Origin of the sequence: Fuscovulum sp. (assembly GCA_035192965.1) — a bacterium.
In the GTDB taxonomy this organism is placed as follows: domain Bacteria; phylum Pseudomonadota; class Alphaproteobacteria; order Rhodobacterales; family Rhodobacteraceae; genus Paragemmobacter.
This window is the reverse complement of the sequence record CP136571.1, coordinates 1,109,745-1,133,317: the sequence shown is the minus strand read 5'-3', so window position 1 is coordinate 1,133,317 and position 23,573 is coordinate 1,109,745. Positions and strand designations below refer to the sequence as shown.

Annotated in this window: 26 protein-coding genes; 18 read left to right on the top strand and 8 right to left on the bottom strand. The window is 62.4% G+C overall.

Annotation, left to right across the window (positions count from 1 at the left end; genetic code table 11):
- The first annotated feature begins 69 nt into the window (after positions 1–69).
- Genes RSE12_05600 through RSE12_05590 form a run of 3 tightly spaced genes read left to right on the top strand, consistent with a single transcriptional unit; the run spans position 70 to position 1,351 of the window.
- On the top strand, positions 70–405 hold the full coding sequence (locus tag RSE12_05600) for a DUF2190 family protein (GenBank protein ID WRH63813.1): 336 nt from the start codon (positions 70–72) through the stop codon (positions 403–405).
- A complete protein-coding gene (locus RSE12_05595; protein ID WRH63812.1) occupies positions 405–716 on the top strand; it encodes a hypothetical protein in 312 nt (103 codons plus the stop codon). The genes RSE12_05600 and RSE12_05595 overlap by 1 nt, the downstream gene beginning before the upstream one ends.
- 5 nt (positions 717–721) lie before the next feature.
- Positions 722–1,351, top strand: a complete 630-nt coding sequence (locus RSE12_05590; protein ID WRH63811.1) for a DUF6441 family protein — start codon at positions 722–724, stop codon at positions 1,349–1,351.
- Between the two features lie 44 nt (positions 1,352–1,395).
- Here the strand turns inward: RSE12_05590 and RSE12_05585 are convergent, their stop codons facing one another.
- Positions 1,396–1,620: a DUF2188 domain-containing protein gene (locus tag RSE12_05585; GenBank protein ID WRH63810.1), complete on the bottom strand. Its 225-nt coding sequence runs from the start codon at positions 1,618–1,620 to the stop codon at positions 1,396–1,398.
- 128 nt (positions 1,621–1,748) lie between these two features.
- Between RSE12_05585 and RSE12_05580 the strand changes: the two genes are divergently transcribed.
- Genes RSE12_05580 through RSE12_05570 form a run of 3 tightly spaced genes read left to right on the top strand, consistent with a single transcriptional unit; the run spans position 1,749 to position 3,989 of the window.
- A complete protein-coding gene (locus tag RSE12_05580) occupies positions 1,749–3,011 on the top strand; it encodes an XRE family transcriptional regulator (GenBank protein ID WRH63809.1) in 1,263 nt (420 codons plus the stop codon).
- Positions 3,008–3,535 carry a hypothetical protein gene (locus tag RSE12_05575; GenBank protein ID WRH63808.1) on the top strand — a complete coding sequence of 176 codons (528 nt, stop codon included), beginning with the start codon at positions 3,008–3,010 and terminating at the stop codon, positions 3,533–3,535. The genes RSE12_05580 and RSE12_05575 overlap by 4 nt, the downstream gene beginning before the upstream one ends.
- Positions 3,536–3,569: 34 nt before the next feature.
- Entirely contained in the window at positions 3,570–3,989 is a 420-nt protein-coding gene (locus tag RSE12_05570; GenBank protein ID WRH63807.1) for an acyl-CoA transferase, read from the top strand.
- Between the two features lie 63 nt (positions 3,990–4,052).
- Here RSE12_05570 and RSE12_05565 read toward each other — a convergent pair whose 3' ends face one another.
- Positions 4,053–4,256, bottom strand: coding sequence for a hypothetical protein (locus RSE12_05565; protein WRH63806.1), 204 nt, complete (start codon positions 4,254–4,256; stop codon positions 4,053–4,055).
- A 44-nt stretch (positions 4,257–4,300) separates the two neighbouring features.
- Positions 4,301–4,741 (bottom strand): thermonuclease family protein, encoded by a 441-nt coding sequence (locus RSE12_05560; GenBank protein ID WRH63805.1) that lies wholly within the window; start codon positions 4,739–4,741, stop codon positions 4,301–4,303.
- Positions 4,742–4,815: 74 nt separating this feature from the next.
- On the opposite strand from RSE12_05560, the gene RSE12_05555 reads away from it, so the two are divergent.
- From RSE12_05555 to RSE12_05500, 12 genes are all read left to right on the top strand, one after another.
- Entirely contained in the window at positions 4,816–5,760 is a 945-nt protein-coding gene (locus RSE12_05555; GenBank protein ID WRH64743.1) for a phage tail tube protein, read from the top strand.
- A 2-nt stretch (positions 5,761–5,762) separates the two neighbouring features.
- Positions 5,763–6,200: a hypothetical protein gene (locus RSE12_05550; protein WRH63804.1), complete on the top strand. Its 438-nt coding sequence runs from the start codon at positions 5,763–5,765 to the stop codon at positions 6,198–6,200.
- A 50-nt stretch (positions 6,201–6,250) separates the two neighbouring features.
- Complete coding sequence (locus RSE12_05545) at positions 6,251–6,430, top strand: hypothetical protein (protein WRH63803.1); 180 nt, start codon at positions 6,251–6,253, stop codon at positions 6,428–6,430.
- Positions 6,423–8,885, top strand: coding sequence for a phage tail tape measure protein (locus RSE12_05540; protein ID WRH63802.1), 2,463 nt, complete (start codon positions 6,423–6,425; stop codon positions 8,883–8,885). Before RSE12_05545 ends, RSE12_05540 begins: the two co-directional genes overlap by 8 nt.
- A 96-nt stretch (positions 8,886–8,981) precedes the next feature.
- The gene (locus tag RSE12_05535) at positions 8,982–9,242 is read left to right on the top strand and encodes a hypothetical protein (protein ID WRH63801.1); all 261 of its coding nucleotides are present in this window, start codon (positions 8,982–8,984) and stop codon (positions 9,240–9,242) included.
- Between the two features lie 66 nt (positions 9,243–9,308).
- Positions 9,309–9,986, top strand: a complete 678-nt coding sequence (locus tag RSE12_05530; protein ID WRH63800.1) for a DUF2793 domain-containing protein — start codon at positions 9,309–9,311, stop codon at positions 9,984–9,986.
- Entirely contained in the window at positions 9,983–10,849 is an 867-nt protein-coding gene (locus RSE12_05525; protein ID WRH63799.1) for a hypothetical protein, read from the top strand. The genes RSE12_05530 and RSE12_05525 overlap by 4 nt, the downstream gene beginning before the upstream one ends.
- Positions 10,846–11,844: an FscB gene (locus tag RSE12_05520; GenBank protein ID WRH63798.1), complete on the top strand. Its 999-nt coding sequence runs from the start codon at positions 10,846–10,848 to the stop codon at positions 11,842–11,844. Before RSE12_05525 ends, RSE12_05520 begins: the two co-directional genes overlap by 4 nt.
- On the top strand, positions 11,841–12,131 hold the full coding sequence (locus RSE12_05515; GenBank protein WRH63797.1) for a DUF6127 family protein: 291 nt from the start codon (positions 11,841–11,843) through the stop codon (positions 12,129–12,131). The genes RSE12_05520 and RSE12_05515 overlap by 4 nt, the downstream gene beginning before the upstream one ends.
- 81 nt (positions 12,132–12,212) lie before the next feature.
- Positions 12,213–12,887, top strand: coding sequence for a D-Ala-D-Ala carboxypeptidase family metallohydrolase (locus tag RSE12_05510; protein WRH63796.1), 675 nt, complete (start codon positions 12,213–12,215; stop codon positions 12,885–12,887).
- Positions 12,884–13,129 (top strand): hypothetical protein, encoded by a 246-nt coding sequence (locus RSE12_05505; protein ID WRH63795.1) that lies wholly within the window; start codon positions 12,884–12,886, stop codon positions 13,127–13,129. Before RSE12_05510 ends, RSE12_05505 begins: the two co-directional genes overlap by 4 nt.
- Positions 13,116–13,286, top strand: a complete 171-nt coding sequence (locus RSE12_05500) for a hypothetical protein (GenBank protein WRH63794.1) — start codon at positions 13,116–13,118, stop codon at positions 13,284–13,286. The genes RSE12_05505 and RSE12_05500 overlap by 14 nt, the downstream gene beginning before the upstream one ends.
- Before the next feature lie 48 nt (positions 13,287–13,334).
- Here the strand turns inward: RSE12_05500 and RSE12_05495 are convergent, their stop codons facing one another.
- Genes RSE12_05495 through RSE12_05475 form a run of 5 tightly spaced genes read right to left on the bottom strand, consistent with a single transcriptional unit; the run spans position 13,335 to position 23,561 of the window.
- Complete coding sequence (locus RSE12_05495) at positions 13,335–16,106, bottom strand: SNF2-related protein (protein WRH63793.1); 2,772 nt, start codon at positions 16,104–16,106, stop codon at positions 13,335–13,337.
- A complete protein-coding gene (locus tag RSE12_05490) occupies positions 16,106–16,606 on the bottom strand; it encodes a hypothetical protein (protein ID WRH63792.1) in 501 nt (166 codons plus the stop codon). Before RSE12_05490 ends, RSE12_05495 begins: the two co-directional genes overlap by 1 nt.
- A gap of 2 nt (positions 16,607–16,608) precedes the next feature.
- Positions 16,609–19,815: a DUF1156 domain-containing protein gene (locus RSE12_05485; protein WRH63791.1), complete on the bottom strand. Its 3,207-nt coding sequence runs from the start codon at positions 19,813–19,815 to the stop codon at positions 16,609–16,611.
- Between the two features lie 12 nt (positions 19,816–19,827).
- Positions 19,828–20,817, bottom strand: a complete 990-nt coding sequence (locus tag RSE12_05480) for a hypothetical protein (GenBank protein WRH63790.1) — start codon at positions 20,815–20,817, stop codon at positions 19,828–19,830.
- Positions 20,817–23,561 (bottom strand): DUF499 domain-containing protein, encoded by a 2,745-nt coding sequence (locus RSE12_05475; protein ID WRH63789.1) that lies wholly within the window; start codon positions 23,559–23,561, stop codon positions 20,817–20,819. Before RSE12_05475 ends, RSE12_05480 begins: the two co-directional genes overlap by 1 nt.
- Positions 23,562–23,573 lie beyond the last annotated feature (12 nt).

The window sequence follows — 23,573 nt, the reverse complement described above, 5'->3', positions numbered from 1 at the left end:
CATCGCAAAAAATGAAGAGCAGGGCGGTCCAATCGGGCCGCCCTTTGTCTTTCCACAAGGATCCCCATCATGAAAAACTACGTCCAGCCCGGCAACACCATCACCCTGACCGCGCCCTATGCCGTTGCCTCTGGCGAGGGCCTGCTCATCGGCTCCATCTTCGGCGTCGCCTCCGGCCCCGCCGCCCTCGGCGAAACCGTCGAGACCACGCTCGTCGGCGTGTTTGATCTGACCAAGGTCGGCAGCCAGGCATGGACCGCGGGCGCGAAGGTGTATTGGGACAATACCAACAAGCGCTGCACCACCGTCTCGACCGACAACACCCTCATCGGCGTGGCGACCGAGGCCGTGGCGAACGGCGCGGGCGACACCATCGGCAGGGTGCGGCTGAACGCGGCGTTCTGATGTCGGCCTTCGCCGCCGCCGTTGGTGCGCTCTTCGCCGATCCGAACATCGGCCGGGAGGCGGTCTACATTACCGAAGGCGGCGCGCCCCAGTTGGTGCGCATCGTCGCCCGGCGCGCCGATGCGGTCACCGACTTTGGCGAGGCGCGCCTCTGGTCCGAGACTAGCCGCGTCGACCTGCGCGTGGCTGAGGTGCCCAACCCACGCCCCGGCGACCGGATCGAGATCGACGGCGATGCCTTCCTCATTCAGGGCGAGCCCGACCGTGACCGCGAGCGGCTGATTTGGTCCGTCGATCTGAGGCCAGTGTGATCGCCATGAAGCTGAAGCTCGACATCGATCCCGACATCGTCGCTATGATGGCGGCCGAGGTCGCGGCAGGCGAGCGCGCGGTGTCCGCCGCAATCCGCGAAGCCGGGACCGGGCTGAAGAGTTCCTGGCGGCTGCAGATCACCGGCGCAGGGCTCGGGGCCCGGCTTGCCCGTACCATCCGGTCAGAACAGTTTCCGAAGGCCACGCCCAGCCTCAACGCGGCGGCCATGGTCTGGTCCAACGCCCCCGTCATCGTCGGTGCCCATGACACCGGCCCGTTGATCCGGTCGAAGAACGGCTTCTGGCTGGCGATCCCCACGCCCGCCGCAGGTAAATCCACGCGTGGTGGCCGGATCACCCCGGGCGAATGGGAACGACGCAGCGGGCTGCGCCTGCAGTTCATCTATCGCCGCTGGGGCCCGAGCCTGTTGGTGGCCGAGGGGCGGTTGAACACGAAGGGTCGGGCCGTGGCGTCACGGTCGAAGACCGGCCGGGGCCTGGTCACCGCACCGATCTTCCTGCTGGTGCCGCAGGTCAAGCTGCCGAAGCGGCTGGACCTGGCACGGGATGCGGCTCAGGCGCATGACGCGGTGCCGGGGCTGATCGTGGCGAACTGGGTGGAGGGGCGGCTTTGAAGCGAGGGGAGCGCGGAGGGCCATGTTGGTCCTCCGCGCCATTCTCAGCCGCGCGGCGGGAACGGATCGTTTCCGTAGCTGTTACGCTCACGGATCCGACCGTCACGCCCGTGGATAAGCACTTCGCTTTGCTGGTTACGTGCAATTTCGGTGGCCCGATTGATTGCCTCGGCCTGAGTGCCATACCGCGCCGTATCGCGGCTGTTACCAGCGCCAAGGACAGCCCAGCCGTCCGCGCGTCGAACCACGTGCTGGTTCTTGCCTGCCATGTCCATCACCTCCTTTCGGTGGCATGGTGACGATGTGGTGTGCGGCAATCGAACGTTCAAGTAAGAATTTGACGTTATAGTTCTAACGGCCTATCTTGTACCCATGCAGGGGCCGGGAGAAGCCCGACATGCACACCGAGGAACCCGTCATGAATCGCATCGAATTATCCCGCCGACTAAGGGAGGCACGAGAACTCGCATCAATCAGCCAGGGTGCAGCGGCTGAAGCACTCGGTCTTCCCCGTACCGCTGTCACGCAAATCGAAGGAGGCAACCGCGCGGTGTCCACCATGGAACTTGCGCGAATGGCGGACCTCTATCGTCGGCCGGTCAGATGGTTTCTCGCAGACGTCCCGGACGCTGATGAAGATGTCGTAGTGGCGCTGCATCGGATTGCGCCGGGTATCGATGCGACTCCGGAAATCCGGATCGAGGTAGACCGCTGCGTGCAGATCTGCCGCGAAGGCGTCAGTTTGGAAGAGTTGCTCGGGCGTGAAGAGCGCGATGGGCCGCCTGCGTACCGTGAGCCGGTACCAAGATCGACCGGGGAAGCTGTCGCTCAGGGCGAGCGTGTCGCTGAACAGGAACGGAGGCGCCTCGAACTTGGTAGCGCTCCGATTGCCGACATGGCAGGATTGCTGGGCGATCAGGGGATCTGGGCATCGGTGGTGGATCTTCCTCACACCATGTCAGGATTGTTCCTGCATCATCCGAGCATTGGCATGGCAGTGCTCGTAAATGCGGCGCATGTGCGCGCGCGCCAGCGTTTCTCACTGGCGCATGAGTATGCGCATGCCCTCCTTGATCGCGACCGTGTGGTTGGCGTGAGCAGCGCCGACAACAGTCGCGAGCGGATAGAACAGCGCGCGAACGCTTTCGCCGCAGCCTTCCTGCTTCCCGAGGCCGGGCTCGAGGAAGAGCTGCGACAGCTCGGCAAGGGTCAGCCTTCACGTACCGATCAGATCGTCTTTGATGTGGCGACCGGTGGAAGCATACAGGGCCAGCTGCGTCCGGCACCTCGCTCCCAGACGATCGGCTTTCAAGACGTCGCGTTTATCGCGCACAGGTTCGGGGCAAGCTACCAGGCGGCGGTTTATCGACTGAAGAGCCTGCGCCACATCAATCAGCCCGAAAGCGACCTTCTGTTGTCTCCCGAGCAGGAGGAAGCGGGAAAAGACTACCTGCGGGCCTTGGACCTCTTCGAGGATATTGAGGCGCCAGTCAGCAACAAGAGAGGAACCCGAGAGCTTCGGAGCCGCGTGGCTCACCTCGCCCTTGAGGCTTATCGGCTGGGTGAGATTTCGCGAGGACGCCTTCTCGATGTGGGCATGACCATCGGTGTCGACGGCCGTAAGCTGCTCGAACTTGCCGAGGCAGCGCGAGCTGAGTGACGTCCAACATGCTGGTTCCTCCACCCGTTGTCCTCGTCACAGACACCTCCGTGCTGGTGAACTTCCTTCGGATCGACCGGATGGATCTGATCCGGAACCTTTCGCCGCAGTTCCTGGTGACAGACCATGCCGTTGGGGAAATCACTGAGGTCTATGGGGACCAGTTGGCGCGGTTCGAAGCTGCTATTGCCGCAGGATGCTGTGAAGTTTGCCGCGTGGAGAGCGATGCAGCGTTGGAGATGTTTGGGCAGCTTACTGGCACACAGCGCCTGGGTATCGGCGAAAGCGCGACGATCGCACATGCGGTGTCGATTGGGGCCGGCGTAGCGCTGGACGACAGGCGTGCTGCGAATGAAGCCCGCCGCATGAGCGATGGCTTGGTCGTCCTCGGCACCGTCGACTTGACAAGACAAATGATCGTTGAAGGTTTGCTGAGTGTAGAGGCCGCTGACGCCATGAAGGACGACTGGGCGACGAACCACCGATTCAGATTGAAGATCGGGAGCTTCAGGGACCTTTTCTGACCCTGCACACCGCTCACGTAAACAAGGCGGATACATGCCCACACTCCGCGAAACCATCCTCGCCGCGCTGCATGCGCGGCTTTCGGCCTTGCCCGCGACCGCCCTGCGTGGTGACGTGCTGCCCGAACGGGTGCCTGCCGCAGGCCTCCTGATCCTGCGCGACGGCGAGCCGGGGGAGCCCGAGGTCACGCTCTCGCCGTTGCGCTACCACTACCAGCACCGAGCCGAGATCGAGGCGGTCGTGCAGGGGGCTGCCCGTGACACCGCCTTCGACACGCTGACCGCCAGCATTGGTGCTGCGATCACCGCAGACCGGACGCTGGGTGGCCTTTGCGACTGGATCGAGGCCGAAGCCCCGCGCCCGGTCGATCTGCCGGTCGAAGGCGCCACCAGCCTGAAGGCGGCGGTGATACCCGTCATCTTACACTATTCCACGGCCGATCCGCTGGCTTGATGCCCATGCCGCCGAATGGGACGCGTCGAGCCAAGACCGGACTGTGATCAGCGTAGAATTCGGTCAGGCATTGCGGTCAGAGGCGTCGCCCAGCACCCACAGCAGAAGAACTGCCAGAATAGGTGAAAAGAAAAGGCTCACCAGAACCCAGCCGATGGCACTGCGTCCCCTCGCTTCTGCCATCCTGGCAGGCAGCAGGATGAACAGCCAAAGAGCTATGTAGAGGGCCGCCAGCCCGACAATCAGAAAGAAGAGACCTTCGATCATGCTCCGGCAGTTCCTCGCGATGGTATGATCTCTGCTATGCCCGCTCAGCAGGTTCCGTAGAAACCGCCGGAATAGCGACAGTATTCACCGGCCGCACCGGAGCGGATCATTTCTTCGGCGATGTCACGGCCATCAGGCAGGAAACACTGGGCGACGAGGCGACCGTACCGGTCGATGTCGAGAACGGCGCAGCGCAAGCGCGTGCCGGAGATGAGGCCGCGCAGTGTGGCCGTGGCCGCCGCACCGCCTTGGTGATTCCATTCCGGTGCATCAAGGCCCCAGATCCTGATCCGGCGGGATTCACCGCTGAGCGTAAAGGTGTCTCCGTCTAGAACCTTGCTGACCTTTGCCTCGAGCGTATCGGACGACTGCGCATGCGCCTCGGGCTCGCCGACGAGGGCCGCAGCAATCGCGAGAGCGATCGCCAAAAGCTGTGCGCGGCGGAACGGGAGGGTGACGCGGCGAATGATAAACCTTCCAATCATTGCGGCAGCAGACCCGAGAAGCGGCACTGCTGCAAGTCAACCTTCGACAAATCAAGGAAGAAAAGGATCTTTCCATGGCACGTGCGCAAGGCGCGCGGGCGCAGATTGCGCTTGCGTTCGAGACCACTTACGGCACCCCGCCCTCGGGCGGCTTCACGAAGATGCCGTTCGCCAGCACCACGCTGGGATCGGAACAGCCGCTGCTGAACAGCGAACTGCTTGGTTACGGCCGCGACCCGCTGGCTCCGATCAAGGACGCGGTAACGGCGGACGGCAATGTGGTCGTGCCGATCGACGCGGCGGCCTTCGGCTTCTGGCTGAAGGCGGCGTTCGGAACGCCGGTGACGGCCGGTGCTGCACCGGGGCCATTCACCCACGAGTTTCGCTCCGGCGCCTGGTCCTTGCCGTCGATGTCCATCGAGACCGGCATGCCGGAGGTGCCGCGCTATGCCATGTACTCGGGCTGCGTGCTCGACAGCCTCAGCTGGCAGATGCAGCGGTCCGGGCTGCTCACCGCGACGGCAAGCCTCGTGGCACAAGGCGAAGCCATCGCCACCACGTCGGCCGCAGGCACGCTAACTGACCTCGACCTCCAGCGCTTCGGCCATTTCAACGGGGCGATCACGCGCAACGGCCAGCCGCTCGGAAACATCATCTCGGCCGAGATCACCTATGCCAACAACCTCGACCGTGTGGAGACGATCCGCTCGGATGGCCGGATCGACGGAGCGGACCCGTCCATTGCCGCGCTGACCGGGAAGATCGAGGTGCGCTTCGCCGATCAGATGCTGGTCAACCAGGCCATCGCGGGAGATCCCTGCGCACTGACCTTCGCCTATAGCCTGCCATCAGGCGAGAGCTTCAGCTTCACGGCACATGCCGTCTATCTGCCGCGCCCCCGGATCGAGATTTCCGGGCCGCAGGGCATCCAGGCCACTTTCGACTGGCAGGCCGCACGCGACGCCACGCTGGGCCGTATGTGCACCGCCACGCTCGTCAACGACATCGAGGAGTATTAAGCATGCTGCGCCTGAACCTCGCCCGTGAGGCTGAGTGGCTGGACCTCTCGCTGGGCGTCCGCGTCAAGGTCGAGCCCCTGACCACGGCCATCATGGTCGCCGCCCGCACCGACCAAACCGTGCGCGCCATCGCGCCCGGCACGCCTGATGACAGTATCGCGGTCATTTTCGCCAAGGCCATCGCCACCCGCGCCATTGTCGATTGGGAGGGTGTGGGCGACGCGGACGGTGCCCCGATCCCCGTCAGCCCTGAGGCCATCGACGCGCTTCTTGATCTCTGGCCGATCTTCGAGAAGTTCCAGACGGCCTATGTCGCCAAGGGTCTGGAGCTCGAGGCGGAAAAAAACGTCTCGGCGCCCTCGCAACTTGGGTCTTCGGCGGGGGCGACGGTTACTGCCAGGCCTGCGAAGGGCGCTGCCCGGACTGCCCGCAAATCCTGAATGCGCCCCTGAGCCATGAGGGCTGGCAAGTCTGGGATCTGGCGCAGCGCATGGGCGGCCAGATCCGGGCCATTCCCGGTGCTGTCCTCGGATGGGACATGACGGCCGCACTGGCCATGGCCGCCGCCATGGGCATTTCCCCGCGCGCCGTCGTCGAACTCCTGCCAGTGATCGAAGCCGCCATGGTGCGCAACCTGAACGAAGAGAGAGAAGGTCGCCGCGATGGCTGAGAAGCGCGTTTCCGTCCGCCTCGCGGCTGTGGGCGGTCGCCAGGTCCGCGCCGAGCTGGAAGGGATCGGCGAGGCCGGAACGCGCGGCTTCAGCCGTCTGTCGCGCGAGATGGAGGCCGCGAACACCCGGCTTGCCGCCTTTGCACGCCGGGCCGGGATCGCCATGGCTGCGGCCGCCTCCGCCGCCACCACTGGGCTCGGGATCATCGTGCGCAACGCGGCCCAGAGTGCCGACCAGATCCGGCAATTCGCGCAAGTGGCCAATGCGACGCCCGAGAGCTTCCAGCGCTGGGCGGCCGGGGCGCGCACGGTCGGGGTCGAACAGGAGAAGCTGGCCGACATCCTGAAGGACGTGAACGACCGGGTAGGGGATTTCCTTCAGACCGGTGGCGGTCCGATGAAGGACTTCTTCGAACAGATCGCCCCGCGCGTGGGCGTCACGGCTGACGAGTTCGCCCGCCTCTCGGGGCCGGAAGCCCTGCAGCTCTATGTGACCTCGCTCGAGAAGGCCGGGCTCAGCCAGCAGGAGATGACCTTCTACCTCGAGGCCATGGCCTCGGACGCCACCCGCCTTCTGCCACTCCTGCGCGATGGCGGGGCCGAGATGACCCGCTTCGGCGACCAGGCCCGCTCGGTCGGGGCAATCCTCGACGGCGAGGCGCTGTCCTCGCTCCGCCAGACCCAGATCGCGCTGGGCAGTCTTGGCATGGTCTTCGACGGCATCCGCAACCAGATCGCAGTGGCTGTGGCACCTGCTGTGACGTGGCTGGCTGAGGCCTTCGTGACCCTTGCCTCCGAAGGTGGCGCGCTGCGCACGGCCCTCGATGCGCTGGGCGAGAACCTGGGGCGGATGGCCTCTTATGCCGCGGCTTTCGTGGGCGTCATGGCCGGGCGCTGGGTGGCTGGGCTGGCCGCCGCAGCGCTCTCTGTCCGAGGCCTCGCGACGGCCCTTGTCGTTTTGCGCGGCGCGCTGATCCGCACCGGCATCGGGGCACTGATCGTCGGCGTGGGCGAGTTGATCTTCCAGTTTGGGCGGCTGGTGCAGGGCACGGGCAGCGTTGGGGCCGCGCTGGGCCTTCTGGGCGACGTGGCCCGGGAGGTCTGGGACCGCATGAAGCTCGGCATGGTGGCGCTGGGTCTCTCGATCATGGCGGGCTGGGCCGAGATCAGCGCAGGCATCACCGCCGCCTTGCAGACCGGCCTCGAGGCGGTGGTGGGCTTCGGCAATGCGACGCTGAATACGTTTCAGGGGGCGATGGAGGCGGTGAAGGTGCTCTGGTCGGCGCTGCCTGCCACCATTGGCGAGTTCGCCTATGGCGCGGCCAACGCGCTGATCGGCGGCGTCGAGGCCATGCTGAACGGGGTAGCGGCCCGGATCAACGGCTTTCTCGAAGGCATCAATGCCGGTCTCGATGTGCTGGGCGTCGAGAAGCGGGTGCCGCTGATCGGCACCATCGAACTGGGCGGAATCGAGAACCCGTTCGAGGGGGCTGCGGCCAATGCTGGAGCCGAGGCGCGGGCGGCCTTCGAGGCAGCGTTCAACAGCGATCCCATTTCGCCGCCTGATCTTGGCCTGACGGCAGCAGCTGAAGCGGCACGGGGCGAAGCAGCAAAGCTGCGCGACATGATGGGTGGAGTGGCGACGGCCGCCACCGCGCCCCTGCAGACTGTCGCGGCTCTGCGGAACGCCGTCTCGGCTTCCGGCACCGAGGCAGCGGCAGGGCTCGAGGATGCAGAAACGGCGGCAACCGGCCTCGGGACCGCCCTTCAGGGGGCAGGCGACGCTGCGGAAGCCGCAGGCAGTTCGGGGCGCGGCGCGGGCAACGCGCTGCGTGAGGGGGCCGATGCCGCAAAGAACGCCTGGGAGGCCACGGCCGAGGCGGTGCGCAAGGCGCAGGAGAAGTCCCGCGAGATCGCCCAAGGCCTCGCGCAGGACATCACCGGTCCGATCAAGGAAGCCCTGACTTCGGGCGAGTTCACCTGGGAGACATTCGCCGGGGCGATTTCGCGGATCGCACAGAACCTCGCCACGCGGTTGATCGATCTGGCCTTCAAGCCGATCGAGAACGCGCTGATCAACGCCTTCTCGGGCGGCGGCGGGTTCTTCGGCAGCCTTTTTGGTTTTGCCAAGGGCGGGGTCTTTGCAGGTGGCGCGGAACTGACCGCCTTCGCACGGGGTGGTGTGGTGAACCGGCCAACAGTGTTTCCCTTCGCGAAGGGCGTAGGCCTCATGGGCGAGGCAGGCCCCGAGGCCATTCTGCCCCTACGCCGCGGCAAGGGTGGCCGTCTTGGTGTCGAGATGAATGGCGATGGTGCAACTGCGGCCGCCTCCATGTCGACGCGGATCATCAACGTGCTCGACCCGTCCGTCGTCGGCGACTACCTCGCCACGCCCTCTGGCGAACGGGCGATCCTGAACGTGATCCGCCGCAACCGGGGTGCCATCAATGCCTGAGCCCCTCTGACCCAGACGAGCCCCGTCATCGTCGACCACACCGGGGCCTCGATCGGGCCGGAGCCGGGTGTCGGGTACATCATCGAGGTGCGCTGGGTGGACCCGGACACGGGGGCGGCCATCCTGCCCGCGGGCGTCGTCATCGATGCAGGGACCGCAGCAAGCTGGGCCCTCGCACCCGAGGCCATTCCCGAGCTGGGCGCCCCGGATCGCACGGCCGAGATCGAACTGGCAGTCCGCTCCCGGCGCTTAGTCGAGGGCAGCTGGATCACGGATCGCGAGGCGCGCTGGTTTCGACTGACGGCGCCCTTCGCCGCCGGATGGGATCGCGGCTGGGGTTTCCTCTGGGGCACCTGATCAAGACCCTACGGGCCAGCGCCCGCGCCATCGCACCAACCACGACCGCAACGAACGAGGACGAGCATGCCGGAACGGATCATGCCGGGATTGGGGCTGCGCGCCTTCTACGATCCCGGCCAGCGCAACTGGGGCACCAGCCTCAGCGAAGACCTGCGCCGCCTCTCGGCCCTCGTGCAGGCCCGCGTCACATCCCGCACCACGCCCCTGCCCACCACCGGCAGTACGGGCCAGATGCTGATCGTGCCTTCCGCGGCCGGGGCGAACGCCAATTCGCTGGCCCTTTGGGACCAGTCGCCCGCAGGGGCGGCGGCTTGGGCCTACCTACCCCCGCAGGAGGGCTGGCAGGTCTGGATCACCGATGAGGCCCGGCATGTGCGGTTCACGGCGGGAGCTTGGGTCGAGGTGCCGCGCCCGGGGATCGTGCGCATCCGGACGCTCACTGCGACCAGCCACACGCTGGAAGCCGTCGATCTCGGCAGCATTCTCGAGACCACAGGTTCCTCGGCCGTCATCGTGACCATTCCGCCCGAGGCTACAGTCCCCTTCGAGACCGGCACACTGATCAACGTCACACAGGTCGGTGCCGGGGTCGCGACCGTGGCGGCAGCAGCCGGGGTATCGCTGAATGGCGTCGTGGGTGGTTCCGTTGCCCTCGACGGTCAGTGGTCGGGTGTAGCCCTGGTCAAGCGCGGGGCCGATGCTTGGATCATCCAGGGCGCGCTGGCAGGAGCCGTCGCATGAGCATTCTGATGATGCGCGGCGCGCTCCTCGCGCAAGGCGGTGATGCCGCACCCCCGGTCGATATCGGCGCGGTCTGGCAGCTCGACACCACCCGCCGCCCTCCGGGCTACACACTGTCGGATGGCAATCAGACCGCGGTGAACAGCTCGGGCGGCACCAACTACATGCGCTGGGTGCCGACCGCCAAGGCGATCCTGCCCACAGACGGACAGCGCTATTGGGAAGTCCTTTGCGCGCAGGGGGCCGCCACTTTCGATGGCTATATGGGCGTCGTCGCGGCCGCGCAGCGCGAGGAGTTTAATGTCGGCCTGAACCCGATCACGCTGGGCTCGATCGGCTGGCGCGGCACCGGGGCACTCTGGTCCTCGCCCACCGCCACTGCCGAACAGCGCCTGACGGGCCTTCCTACCTTCGGCGCGGGCGATGTGCTGATGTTCGTCCTCGACCCGGCCCTCGGCCGTCTCTGGATCGGCAAGAACGGCATCTGGCGCGACGATCCGGTCAGCGCCGCCGCGACCTGGACCGCGGGCGGAAGTCCCGCCTTCTATCCGCAGGTCCAGGGGCGCAATCCCGGAGATGGCGGCACGCTGCGCTCGCTGCCCTCCCAGTTCAGCTATCCCGTGCCCCCGGGCGTGACGGCACTCGGCTATCTCGATCCCGATCTGCGCTTCTTCGACGCCGCGGCCTTTCTCGAAATCGGCTGGGGCGGCGGCCTCAGCGTCGCGGGGGCATCCCTCTGGATCAGTCGGGGCGGCGGGACGCATCTCAGCGCCGCCGATGCAGCGCTCTTCCTCGAACACGGTGGGGGTCGCGGCACCACCTGGACCCAAGCCAACCTCTACATCGAAGTGGAACTGCCATGAGCTACATCCTGCATCTCGGCCACCAGCCGACCGACGTCTCGGGCATTTCCGGGCTTCTGAACACCACCGCCATCGGCTTCGACGCCAACCTCGACGTGAACGGCATCCGCTTCATCGCCTCGCGCAGCTATGCCATGCCATTTTCCCTCGGCTTTGCGGCACCCGCAGGCGATCTCTGGCTCGGCTTCCGCTATGTGCCGCCCAACGGGGATGCCGACCTCATCACCGAAGGCAATGCGAACTTCATCGATTTCTTTGACGCGAACCAGGTCCGTGTCGCGCAGATCCAGCCGGTGGCCAGCACGGACCGGTACCACGCCGTCGCGCGGGGCGACACGACCGTGCAGGGCAACTCGAGCTACACCCCGCCGAATGGCCAGCCGCAATGGATCGACGTCCGCGTGGCGGTGGGCGCCAGCATCACCATCGATTTCTACGTCGACGGGGTCCTGCACAGCTCGGCCACGGCCGCCAACACCCAAGCCAAGGGCAAGCCGGTGCAGATTGTCTTCCCGAATGTGGGGCTGCACGGCACCAGTGTCACCCGCACCTGGTACTACGCGCATTTCGCGGTGCTGGATGGCGTGTCGACCATCGGGCGGCGCTTCGTGCGGCGTACCCCCAATGCCATCGCGACCTTCAGCCAGATGGCGGGCAGCATCGATGCGCTGAAGGACGAGGACGTCAGTAGCCGGGTCTCCAGCAACGCGGCAGGGCAGCGGCTGTCCTTCTCGCTGACCGGGCCGACCGGACCTGCAGCGGTCGCGGCCATCGCGGGCGTGCATGTGAAGCAGGTCGCGCAGGCGGGCACAGCGGGGCCGCAGGCCGCTGCGGGTTTCCTGCGCATGGGCGGGGTCAACCATGATGCGGCGCCGGTGACTGTGCCGTCACTTGCACCGAGGTCGGTCTATTCCACATGGGCGCTGAACCCCACCGACAGCAGCGCCTGGACCAGCGTGACCCTGCCCGCCGAAGTCGGGATCCTCTCCGCATGAGCCCGCGCCGCTCCGGAGAGGGCCATGTCCGCATGCCGGATGCCGAGTTCGAGGAACTCCTTGCGCGGGCCGCAGAAGAGGGGGCGAAGCGCGCGCTGGCCGATGTCGGCCTCGACGGCACGGAAGCCGCCCTCGACATTCGCGACTTGCGCGCGCTGCTCGATGCCATCCGCTTCGTCCGACGCACGGCCGTCCAAAGCGCAGTCCACCTGATCACCACCGGCGTCATCCTGGCACTGCTTGCGGGCATCGCGATCAAGCTGAAGATCTTTGGCAGCGCGCCCTGACGGGGAGGCGCTGCCGATTTCACCACCAACACGACCACCCAACCCGCCCCTCGGCGGGTTTTTCCATTTGGAGGATCCACCATGCCGACCCTGTCCTTTCCGACCTGGCGCGACGTTCCTGACAAGGCGTGGCGTTGGCCGAGCTTTTCGCCCGCGGAGATCGCCTGCCGTGGCACAGGCGCAATCAGGATCAACACCGATGCGATGGACAAGCTGCAGGCCCTGCGCGACCGGCTGGGCAAGCCGCTGATCGTGCGGTCCGCCTATCGCAGCCCGGAACACAACCGTGCTGTCGGCGGAGCCCCGGCGTCGAAGCACATGCAGGGCACCGCTTTCGACATCGCTATGGCGAACCATGATCCTGAGGCCTTCGAGGCGGCAGCGCGGGCAGTCGGATTCCTGGGGTTCGGCTATTACCCCCGCTCGGGCTTCATGCATATCGACCTTGGGCCTGCCCGGTCCTGGGGCGATGCCTTCCCGGTGCGCCCTGTCCCTTTTGCACCGGAACTGCCGCCTGCGCGCGAAGTTCTTTCGGAAAGCCGTACGCTGCGCGGTGGTGGGGCGGCCGGTGCCGCGACTGTCGGCGCGGCTGGGGTTGAAGTTCTGGAGGACGTGCTTGCCGAGACCCAGTCCGCGGTCCAGCCGCTGGTGCCCTACCTCGACACCCTGCGCTGGGTGCTGATCGTCATCGCGCTGATCGGCATTGCCATCACGATCCACGCGCGGATCGACGACTGGAATCGGGGGCAGCGGTGATCGGCTGGCTTTTCACCCCTGGCCCGGTGCGCACGGCGCTGGGTCTCATCCTCACCGCTGCGGCGATTCTGCTGTTCCTGTTCAACTTGCGTAGTGCTGGTGAACGCGCCGGGCGCGCTGCCGAACGGCTTGATGTCAAGGAGAGAAACGATGTCATACAGCGAGAGATGCTCGAAGCCGCGGCTCGCCGCCCCCCTGATCGCGATGCACTTGCTGACCGGCTGCACGATGGGCGGTTCTGACACCCAATCGCCCTGTCCGCCCGTGGTCGAGTACACCGGCGCCGAGCAGGCGCGCGCGGCCAACGAAGTCGAGGCGTTGCCAGAAGGCGCCGTCATCGCCCGCATGCTTGGTGACTATGCGGTTTTGCGAGACCAAGCGCGGGTGTGTCAGAACTAATCCTGCAAGCCCGGTGGGTAAACATTGCCGAACACTTTGCATACAGCGCTATGAAACGAGCTCGATGTACCCAATCAACTCAGCCGAATAGCTACCTTCACCCGCAGCGGCACCTTTGTGCTTCAGCTCCCGCTGTAAAGTCGGTTCCACATGTTGAGCAAACAACTCAATCCGCTTTTCTGCCGAAAGCATTGCGCGAGTTGGATTTGATCGGAGTACAATTTCTAATTGACGTTCAGCTGCCGGTAATCTGTTGCCTTCAAGATTCACGGCGATTGCTTGGATTGTGGACCTGTGCTCCCCAGCGCTATTTGACGTTTCGATCATCCAGATAGTAAGGACTGCTGGCCCATAACCGCTGCCTTCAAGGGCGACGCCCAAGGACTCGGGAGCAACGCTGCGCCATCGACCCAGCTCTTCCTGGAGCAATGGGTGATCCAGTCCCATTAGATCGCATTTTTCATTTTCAGTGGCAGTATCTCGGTCGAGTGTGAACCTTTTTCTCAGGCTGCCTTCGGAACTGATTAGATCGACAGTTCGATCATCAATCTTGACCACTCGCGAATTCTGATCGCTTACTGCTGAGGACAGGAACTCAACCAGACGCCCCATACCGGAAGAAACATCCGAGAATGGCTTATAGTCATCCAAGCTGAAACCATCGAGGTCTTGGAAAAGGTCAAACACGACTTCGCGTGCCTCACGGGCATTCGATAGCGCTGCCTCAAGTTCAACCGCTGTCCGCTTCAGTTCTGGATCGCCAAGCGCTTCTTGATACAGACGATCATAGTTTAGGCGCTCCGAAAGCTGTCCAAGAATCTGTGACCGGAGATCTTCGGCGACATTCCCTTGCTCGTCGACTTTGCCAAGGGTGCGGGCAATCTCCGTGAGCTTGTCGTCTAGCAACAGGAAAATCCTGCCTTCAATCGTATCAGAAAGAACAAGATTGTACACTTGTGCCGTGTGGTTTTGACCGTAACGATGGATGCGTCCAATTCTTTGCTCCATATCCATCGGATTCCAGGGCAGGTCGAAATTGAACAGGATGCGCGCAAACTGAAGATTTATCCCTTCTCGGCCGGCTGCTGTGCAAACGAGGACCCTCGGCCCATCCTTTTGCTTGAATCGGCGCTCCGCTGCTACCTTTGCGCCGTGGTCGCCTCCTCGCAACACAGCCACCCCTTGACCTGGATAGACCGCTTCAATTTCCTTTGCGATCAGATCTACAGTGCCAAGATACGTGGCAAAGATCACAATCTTTTCATTCGGGTTTTGTCGCCAGAGCACACCCAAGCCGTCGATTAGCTTTTGAGCCTTGGTTTCACGCTGGGCTGGAAAACTATTGAGCAAGTCCGCAATTCTAAGACGCTCTTCGGGAAGGTGCAGGTCAATCGCTGCGGACGCCAGATCTTCCAGATGCGAAGACACGAATTCGCTGCCGTAAGGATCAGATGCCAACTCCAGCTCGTCCTCGTCAAGCTTTTTGGCTAGGCGATGTTTGAGGTCTGCCATCACCCTGTCGACTTCGCTTCTCGAAATTGGATCTCTGCCCAGACCCCATTCAATATGGATCAACTCTCGGGCTTCATCGTAAAGGCGCTCGCGTCCCTCGATGTCGAGTTCGCGATCTCTCAGCAGCGCTTCATGCAAGGTCAACATGAGCATCCGGCGTTTCAAAGTGCGTCGAACTGCCGCGAAACTGGATGCTGCAATTTTCTGGAAGATTGCCATGAGGAAGCCGAGGGCGCGTCCTTGATTGCCTTTGCGCTTAGCCAGGTCAAAGCCGTCCTCGAGGTATTCACGCAGTTTTTCGTAGAAGCCCCGTTCTTCCTCGCTCATCAGGAATGATTCCGTATGTACCCAACGGCGGGCAAACAGCGGCTCGCCATCAGGCTTGCACGCGTCAGCTTTTGTCCGGCGGAACATCACCGTGTTAAGACGATGCCGGTTCTCTAGCATGTCTTCGGGGCTGCTGAAGAGTGTTGGGTTCAGCAGTTGGATCAGCATCCAGAACGTGAAGTGATTTCCCTGATGCGGGGTTGCTGAAAGCAGAAGCAGGTCGCGTGCATGGCCTTTCAACGCTTCGCCAAGCTTGTAGTTCTCAGTTTTCCGCACCTTGCCGCCGATGCGGTGTGCGGTGACGTGATGCGCTTCGTCGAAGACCACCAGGTCCCAGCGTGGCGCATCCAACAGGCGCTTGATGCGTGCTGGACGCTTGAGGGTGTCGATGCTTGCGATCAGCCGGTCGTGTTTCGCAAAAGCATTGGTCTTCCGGTCAGTAATGTCGCCCTCTGACCCAAAAACCTCGAAATCGAGATTGAATACTTCGTTCAATTCTCGATGCCAGTTGTTCACGAGGCCAGCCGGAACGACCATTAAGGCACGGTTTAGCTCACCTCGATTGACGAGCTCTCGCAAGATCAATGCCGTCTCAATGGTCTTTCCCAGCCCAACCTCATCAGCGATCAGGAACCGGCGGGGCGACGCTGTCGCGATCCTGTGGGTCAGAACAACCTGATGGGGCAGCAAGTCGATCCGCGCAGATGTCAGCGCTGATGCACTCTCCATTATGGGTAGGGCATGGGCTTCGTAAGACAGCCAGACAGTCCTTGCCCTTTCAGCAGACCCCTCAACGGAACTGAGGATGCGCTCGGTCCTTGATCGTTCCTTCTTGATGCTGCCAAGCGGTACTCGGCGCTCGCCGCCGCTGAAGAACGCTCGAAGATAGCCTTCACGCGGCGTCTCAAGCACGACACCTGCGCCGTGGTCACTGTGGGTGATCCGCTCACCCGGGCTGTAGGTGGTCTCGGTCGCCATCATTAAGTGATCCGGAGGTGGAAGAGCCCGGCAGGCTTGCCACCGTGCGCGAGGAGGATCTCCTGCGGATATTGGCGAGCTTCCCCCCATAGCACCCGACCAAACTCGATCTGTTCATCGGAATAAGGTGCGGCACAGCGCCAGCGGACAGCATCCGTGGCAAGGTCAACATGAATACGTCGATGGCCATTAGGTAGCCAAAAAACGAGCGCAGCTTCGCCGGAATATGCGTCCTGGAAAGACAAGATCGTCGATTTCAGCTCGTTGCCCAACCACGCCTCCGCATCGGCTGGCGTCATCAGGTCGAGACAGGCGTCAAGACCTGCAACGACCAAGGTGTTGCTGGCGTTGCTGGGCAAGTCATCCGGCCAGTTACTCGAAGCGCGGATCATCTCTCGCAAGCTGAACACCTCGCCAGCTTTGGCGATAGACGAGAAGGCGTCGTTCTCCCAGATCCAGCTGACGCCACGCCGCTGCCAGACGCTGTCGAGAAGCTGCTTCATGTTCAGTCCTCCTGGAACAGCGACAGCTGGCGCACCTGGTCTTTGTTGCTTGCGGCCCAGTTGTTGTAGATCGTCAGCGCCCGCGATGCCGCATTGCGCATCGTTTGAGTCTGGCCCCGCTTGCTGAGCCATTCGAGCAAGCTTTTCAGCGCAGGGTGCGGCTTGAAGTTCTCGTTCTTCAGCGTGTCTGACGCGTTGATGCCGCTGCCGTCGTAGCAAGCCCCCACCATCACGAGGGCCTGGTCGAGGTCGGCCGTCAGTTTCCGCCGATGCTTGCCTTGCCAATCGCGGGCGAAGGCCAGCGGGTCAACCAGGTGGAAGACCTTCTTGTCCTCGTGGCACCAGCCCCGCGTTTCGAATTCATCCGGGGCGATGCCCGAGCCGCGGAGCAGCTTCTGGATTTGGTCACGGGCCAGTTCGGTCTTGCTGTCGAAGATGCGCAGGAACTGGCGCGAGATCGGCTCGGCGATCACCGGCGGCGGTTCGGCGGTCTTGTTTGCGTCCTCGTCGATCAGCTGGTTGATGCCGACCAGTGCGTCTTTGACCAAAATTGGACGACCCTCGTCGACATAGACCTTGCCATAGTGGCGCGAGAAGTATTCGAGCGCCTTGCCACGGCGAATGACCTGAAGGTCAGCGGCTGGCAGACCTGCGCGGGCATGATTTTCCAACATGCCCTGTAGTTGGCGGACATCAGCCAGCACCTCGCGGCGCATGCGGCCCCAGCTGACTGGCTTAGGTTCGTCTGTGCGCTTTCGACAGACATGGATGATGTCGTACTCGATGGTCTTGGAGCCGAACTCGCCTTCACCCTTGGTTTCGTCCGAGCGTATTGGATAGGTCGCCTCGAGATAGAAACCAGCGTCAAAGAGCGACTCAAGCACCGAGACCCACGGTGCATCTTCGCTGTGATGGAACGTGAACGCCAAAACGCCGCCCGGCTTCAGTACGCGATGGGCTTCACGCCAACAGCCGGTCAGGAGACGCTGGTAGAACCCGTCCGGATCTTCTGGTTCCCGTGCCTTGTTGGACACAGCCTCCATGGATTTGGGGGTGTATTCCGGTCCAAAATACTCTGGGTATTTCGCTTTCAGAGGAAGGCGGAGCCAAACGTAAAAGAAGTCAGCGAGCTCTGAATAGTGAAGAAGGCCACCGAATGGCGGATCGGTGATCACCAAGTCTATGGACTGGTCGCGGAACTGGCTCAGATCCGTCGAAGAGCCTTGGAAAATTTCCGTTTCGCGAACGGGATCTCCGGGAAAGACTTTCTCACTCTTCCCTGAGATTTCGGCTGCTAGGCCGGGGTGTGACACCGAGAGTGTGTCTACGCTAACGGGCTCCCACGGCCTAGCAGACCAATCTTCTCCGGCTTCAATAGTCTCAGCGCAGGAGATCCAGTTTCCACGACCTAAATTGCTGAAAACGCAATTCTCAACGATGTTCGCTTTCGGGTGGTAGTTGTTATTGCTCATGTGTGGAGCGAGGCAATCGCGGCTGATATCCCAGAAGCAAAACATGTTTTGGTTGCGGACGTATTGCTGGAACGCACCAAGAACATACTCCCGCGTTGCCCAGCTGTAGTCGCCGGTTTCCACGATGGACTTGAGGATCTGAGACAGCACGAGAAGCTGCCGCGGATTGAACATGGTCCACCAATGCGTGAACCCATAATTCGTACGAATATCGCTGTTTGCGATGGCCGTCATGAAGCCATAGGGAACCTCGGAGCGGGGCCAATAGTCCGCTAGATCGCCGTCCTTACGCAGCTCCCACTCTTCGATTGCAGTGCTGTACTGGTCGGCCAGCTGCTCGTTGAAAGGCGCAAAGAAACGACCGCGATAGGGCGCGCCAGTGTCTCCGCGCTTTGGCGCGAGCCCTTGGATGCCGTAGCCGGCAACCTGTCCACCTTTCTTGGAGTCGCGGGTCGAGTTCATTACATCCTGTTGTGAACCGCAGGATGCACATGTGAAGGTCGACCGCTTCGGGACAGTGCCACCTTCCTTGCCGGTCGGGAAGGTTACCTTGGTCTCGGGACAGGTGGCAGTGTCCGGGAGCTTGCCGCGTACTTCCAACAGTCGAATGTGGCTTGCCCTCTCGGAATTCCAAGCGCGGGTTGATGCCGCGTCGTCCTGAGGCGCGCCACCGAACTCGGTGCCGTCGGGGGCCGTTTTTGGGCTGCCAGCCAGCCATTCAGGATGGACCAGGAGCGTCAGGTCGACCTTCTTGTTCGTGCCCTTGTCGAGCTTCACCATTTCGGTATGGCCGCAATGGGGGCAGATCACCCTGCCTTTCGGATCGAGGATCGAATAGGGCTTTTCATCGGGTGCCACATAGAGCGGAACCTCTGGGGCCATGCGCGCTTCGGCATCCTCGATGTCAAACTGCCCGCTGCATGACCGACATTCATGCGCCCAATGTTTCACGGTCAGTGTTTTCACGGCCATGACTGGATCAGTCATGATCGGGGTACGGTGACCGCAGCCCGTCACCTGGCAAGGGCCGTGCTTTGCCCAGAAGGTGTAGATGATCTCGGGCCCTTCGTAGCTGTAGTCTTTCCGCTCCTCTGGCTTCAACGAGAGCGGGTCAAAATCCGCGCCCATCACCTTGCCCGAGAGTTTGTGCGTCCAGGTGCCTTTCTCGCCGTTCGGGCCGTCGCAGTAGTAGAACGGCATGATCTGTGGCTTCACCTCAGCCTCGATGTCCGCCAGCAGGCGCTTCACCTCGTCCAGATCAACATCTGCCAGTTCCTGCTTCACCACGAACCAGGCGACCGGGTTCAGGTCATTGCCCGACATCTGCATTCCAAGACGAGAGCCTTCGACCAGCGTCGTACCGCCACCCATGAAGATGTCAGCCACCTTCAGGTGCTTGAAGGCACCTTTCTTCTGGTGGTTGGCGTAGTAGTTGTCCCAAACCAGCTTCGCCGCATGGGACGGATCCTCGGGCGCCTTGGTCGCGGCCGCGATGAGCATCGAGCGGAACACGCTGGACCGCCGCCGCGCCCACCATTTCGACATCTGATAGATCGGCTTGCCCGCGTTGCCCTCGATCACGGCAACCTGGTTCACGGGCAAGATCGGAAAATCCACCTCAAGGCAGGTCTTGGGCCGGTTCGGGTCGCTGAAATCAACGGTCTCCATGGCGACGGCTTTGCCGGCGCCGACCGCACGCGCGACCTCTTGGGCAATCTGTTCTTTCTTGGTCGCCATGGGCGTAATTCCTTACTTCGTCAATTCAACAAACGGGCAGAGCATCTCGAGCAGGGACAGGCCGCCATGCGCGAGGGTGGGATAGCCGCCCTGGCTCTTCCATTTCCAGCGGCCGAGGGCGAGTAGGTGCTTTCCGTGCGGACTGTCGGCCTGCAGCGCGACCGGGGGAACGAACGGGCCCGGGTCGTGATCGCCAGCTGCGAGACGGCCGCTCTTAAGGGCGTTCTTCAGGAAGGTGCCCTGTTCGTCGGCCGCGTCGAAGAACAAGCCGGTCGCGGCGTAGCCATGGTCGGAGGTGATCACCAGGCGGCGACCGGTCGCCAGCCGCTCCACGAACAACCAGAAATCATCGCTGGTCAGCTGCGCCGCGATGTCCCGCGTGAGAACGTCCAGCCCCTGACCCGCGCCAGCGCCATCGTGCAGTTTCGTGTCAGGCCATTGATGCCAGAACAGCCAGTTCGGCGAAGCATCGACAAGCCCGGCACAGTCTTTCCAAGGCATGTCGATGCACTCAGTTCTCGCAGGCGCGAGGCGGTGAAGCAGGCCACCGCCGTTGTTCTGCAGCTGACTGCGGCTGTTCAACCCGAGCGCCTTGGCAAAGGCGTTTGTTTCGCTGGGTATCTCGGCCGCGTAAGCCGTGGTGGTATGCAGCGCGAAGCCGCGCGCCTTCGCTTCCTCGATCAGCCAAGGCAGTTCCCGCAAGCTGAGGCCGTCTAAGACGAGCACCGCTTTGGCGCTGTATGGTTTTCCCCACCATTCGCTGACCTTGTCCGCGTTCCGCGGGACGACATCCCCGAAGGCCCGCCACAAATCCCAAGCCACCGACGAAAGGAAATGGTCCAGCTCACCGATAGCTCGGTCGCGCCTAGTGACCTCTGCAGATGCACTCGCGACATTCAGCGGACTGCCACAGACTTCCAAGGCGCGTTCAATGACGGTCTGCCAAGCCTCTTCGGGTGAAGACTTGGTCAGATCTAGCAACTGTTGTGCATCCAAAGCCATCAGCTGCCCTCCTTGTCCAAGGAAAGCTCGAACGTCATGCCGTCAGGAAGCTTCTTGAGCAGTTCCTTGAGCTGAGCGCCGGTAGCTGCGGTTACCTTGATCGTCACTTCCTTGACGGGCGTTGCTGGCCCAATGCCCCAGCTCTCAACTTTGCCGATAAGATTCAAAGGGGAGGTTGCTGAGCTGGCGAAAGGTGTACGACCGCTTCCTGCCCCCCCTCCAAAGATCCCGCCCGGTGTGGACGTTGGACCTGGGGCGGGTGCGACTGGCGGGTCTCCATTGTTCCCGCCAACCGGAGAGGTCGGTGCCGGAGGGGCGCCGCCGAAGAGACCACCAGTGGGAGGTTCTGTTGTCGGAGGTGTCACGGGTGTCGAGCCGCCAGTCGACGGAACCGCAGACGGGGGCAGAAGGAAAACTTCATCCAGCTGACGACCAGTGAAGGCCAACTTTGGTCTCAGACGTTTCCAAGCCGCATCTTCATCTTCCCCAGCGAGAGCCTGCAGGTACTCCATGCTCCGCAAGTTAATCGCGATCTTTCCACGGGCACACAGACGGACAATTCGTTCCTTCATGGCAGTTTCGCCAAGCCATGGGATGCAGTCTTGGCCAGAGGGTCGCGGTTCCTGAAGCTCCTTCAAGAGCTTGCCAACCGAGCTGTTACTGTTCGCTGCATCAAGGACAAGGTCCTGGAAGTCCTCCGGCACGAACAAATCGTTCGTCAACGCATTCTCGATGGCGTCGGGGATCTTTGAACCTTGCTCTCGCAAGGCTTCAACGTGAAACTCACATTTTGAAGGATCAGAGAAGTTCCAGCGGTACATCACAGCAAAGCGGTCGAAGCGCTTCCGCAAGATGTCCCGCAGTTCGCTTTGATACTTCGTGTGAAGTTTACGATATTCAGCGTTCTGGTTGCCCCACTCCCGTGCTTTCATTTCTGCGCGCGCAAGGATGATCAGGTCACGGTCGTAGAATGCGTTCGTAAAGCCCGAGCGCGGCAGCAAGAAGCGCACGGTGTTCCTGCGCTTTTGCATGTGGTCTTTGACCCAACGCCCAAGACGTTCATTCAAGCGGTCGGGTTCTTCGGGAAGAACCAGGATAGGCAGTCTGTCGTCCCATTGATCTGGGTGTTCACTTTCCTCGAGACCAGTCCAAGGATCGGTTTGCCAGCTGCGCGGCAAAGCGATCACTCGGAAGTTTCGCGCTACCTCTTCGGTTCCGCTGATGACGTAGCGAACCTCCTTCGCGAGCTGGGCGAGATCTGCCCCGTCAGTGAACAGCCTGTCGTTGCGGGCGGATGCCATCACTTTGGCTTGCGGGTTCTCTTCCTCTTTGAAAACCAGCCGAGTTCCGTCCTGGTGTATGTTGAAGCTGTTTTCGATGATCGTTGCCAGCTCAACCTGGAATGCGTTGTCGTCCACCTTCTTGGTTTTCGTGATGTCGGCCTGCAGGATCGCAGGGTCAGCGCCAGCCAAGTTGCCTACGGCGATCGACCGCAGCCACAAAGCACCGACAATTTCCTGAAGGTGGGGCGCTTTTGATGCATGGTCCGGTACGGCTTCGACCACAGAGGTCAAATTTCGCAGCGCTTTGTCCCGAAGGGACCGGTGCTGCTGGTTCGCGACCGAGTCAAGCAATGCACCAATACCGGTGGTATCATCGTCGAGCTTGAAGTCCGCAGAGGTCAGGATCGGTGTCGTATCCCCCCGGCTCTTGAACAGGTTTGCGAGGATGCGGATGAGGTCTCGCGTCTCCTGCGCATCAGTTGCAACCAATACTTGGTCTTCGAGAAGTTGCAGGAGATGCGGCGCGAATGGCCAAGCATCGAGAAAATCGCGCTGCTTCCGCTCCTGCTCAGCGGCAGGAACGTTCGTAAGCCTTATGAACTCCGAGACGTGTGTCGCCACGATGCTCTCGATCGCAGACGCTGTGATCTGAAGCCTGTTCTCAAACAAGCGATGCAGCAGCATTCTGCGGCGGTCGATTTGGATCCTGTCAGGACTGCCACCCGCCCGAAAGTCAACCTGAACCGGGTTTACCCGATGGATCTGCTGGTAAGCATCGCTTGTGCCGTTTCGCACGGACACGACAAGCACAAGAAGCTCTGGATGCTCCTTCGCAATTTCAGAAAGGATCTGGATGAAATTGAACGCCCAGTTCTTCCAAGGGTACTGCTTTGTGTTGGTCAGGCTGTCGTACCAAGTTTGAAACTCGTCCAGCAGCAGCATGGTCGGAGTGTGGCGCAACAGCTCTAGGATAAGCTGATCTGAAGGGATGTCGGTCTTGGCGGACCCCATTCCTTCCCACTTTCCCTTGATGTAGGTGCCATGAGGGTGGCGCTCAAAGAGCAGGTCCCACAGGAATTTGTACCGGTGACGGTGGAGGCTTTCACCGAGCACAAGCATACCGTCGCGGAGTGGTATCGAACTGATCTTCGGATCGCTGAGGGTGACCGACCAGTTATTCAGCCACGCCCTTGTTGAAGCTGGATCGTGCACAGCGTGGTATAGGGTGGCCATCAAGTGTGATTTACCCAGGCCGCGCTCCCCGATCACAACGACGGGGCGTCCCTGCGCCGGGCCCACAGCTTCAATTCCCTTTAGAAGGTCGAGGGTGGGGTAAGTGATCTCCAAGAAGCTCTGGGCTGGTACTTGGGTAGCGCCTGTGTTGCTGTCGTTGGACAGTTCAATCGCAGTGCCCTGCAAGCGGCGGCCAAGAAATTCTCCGCGTAGTTTAAGCCCCAGCATAGAGCACCCCCA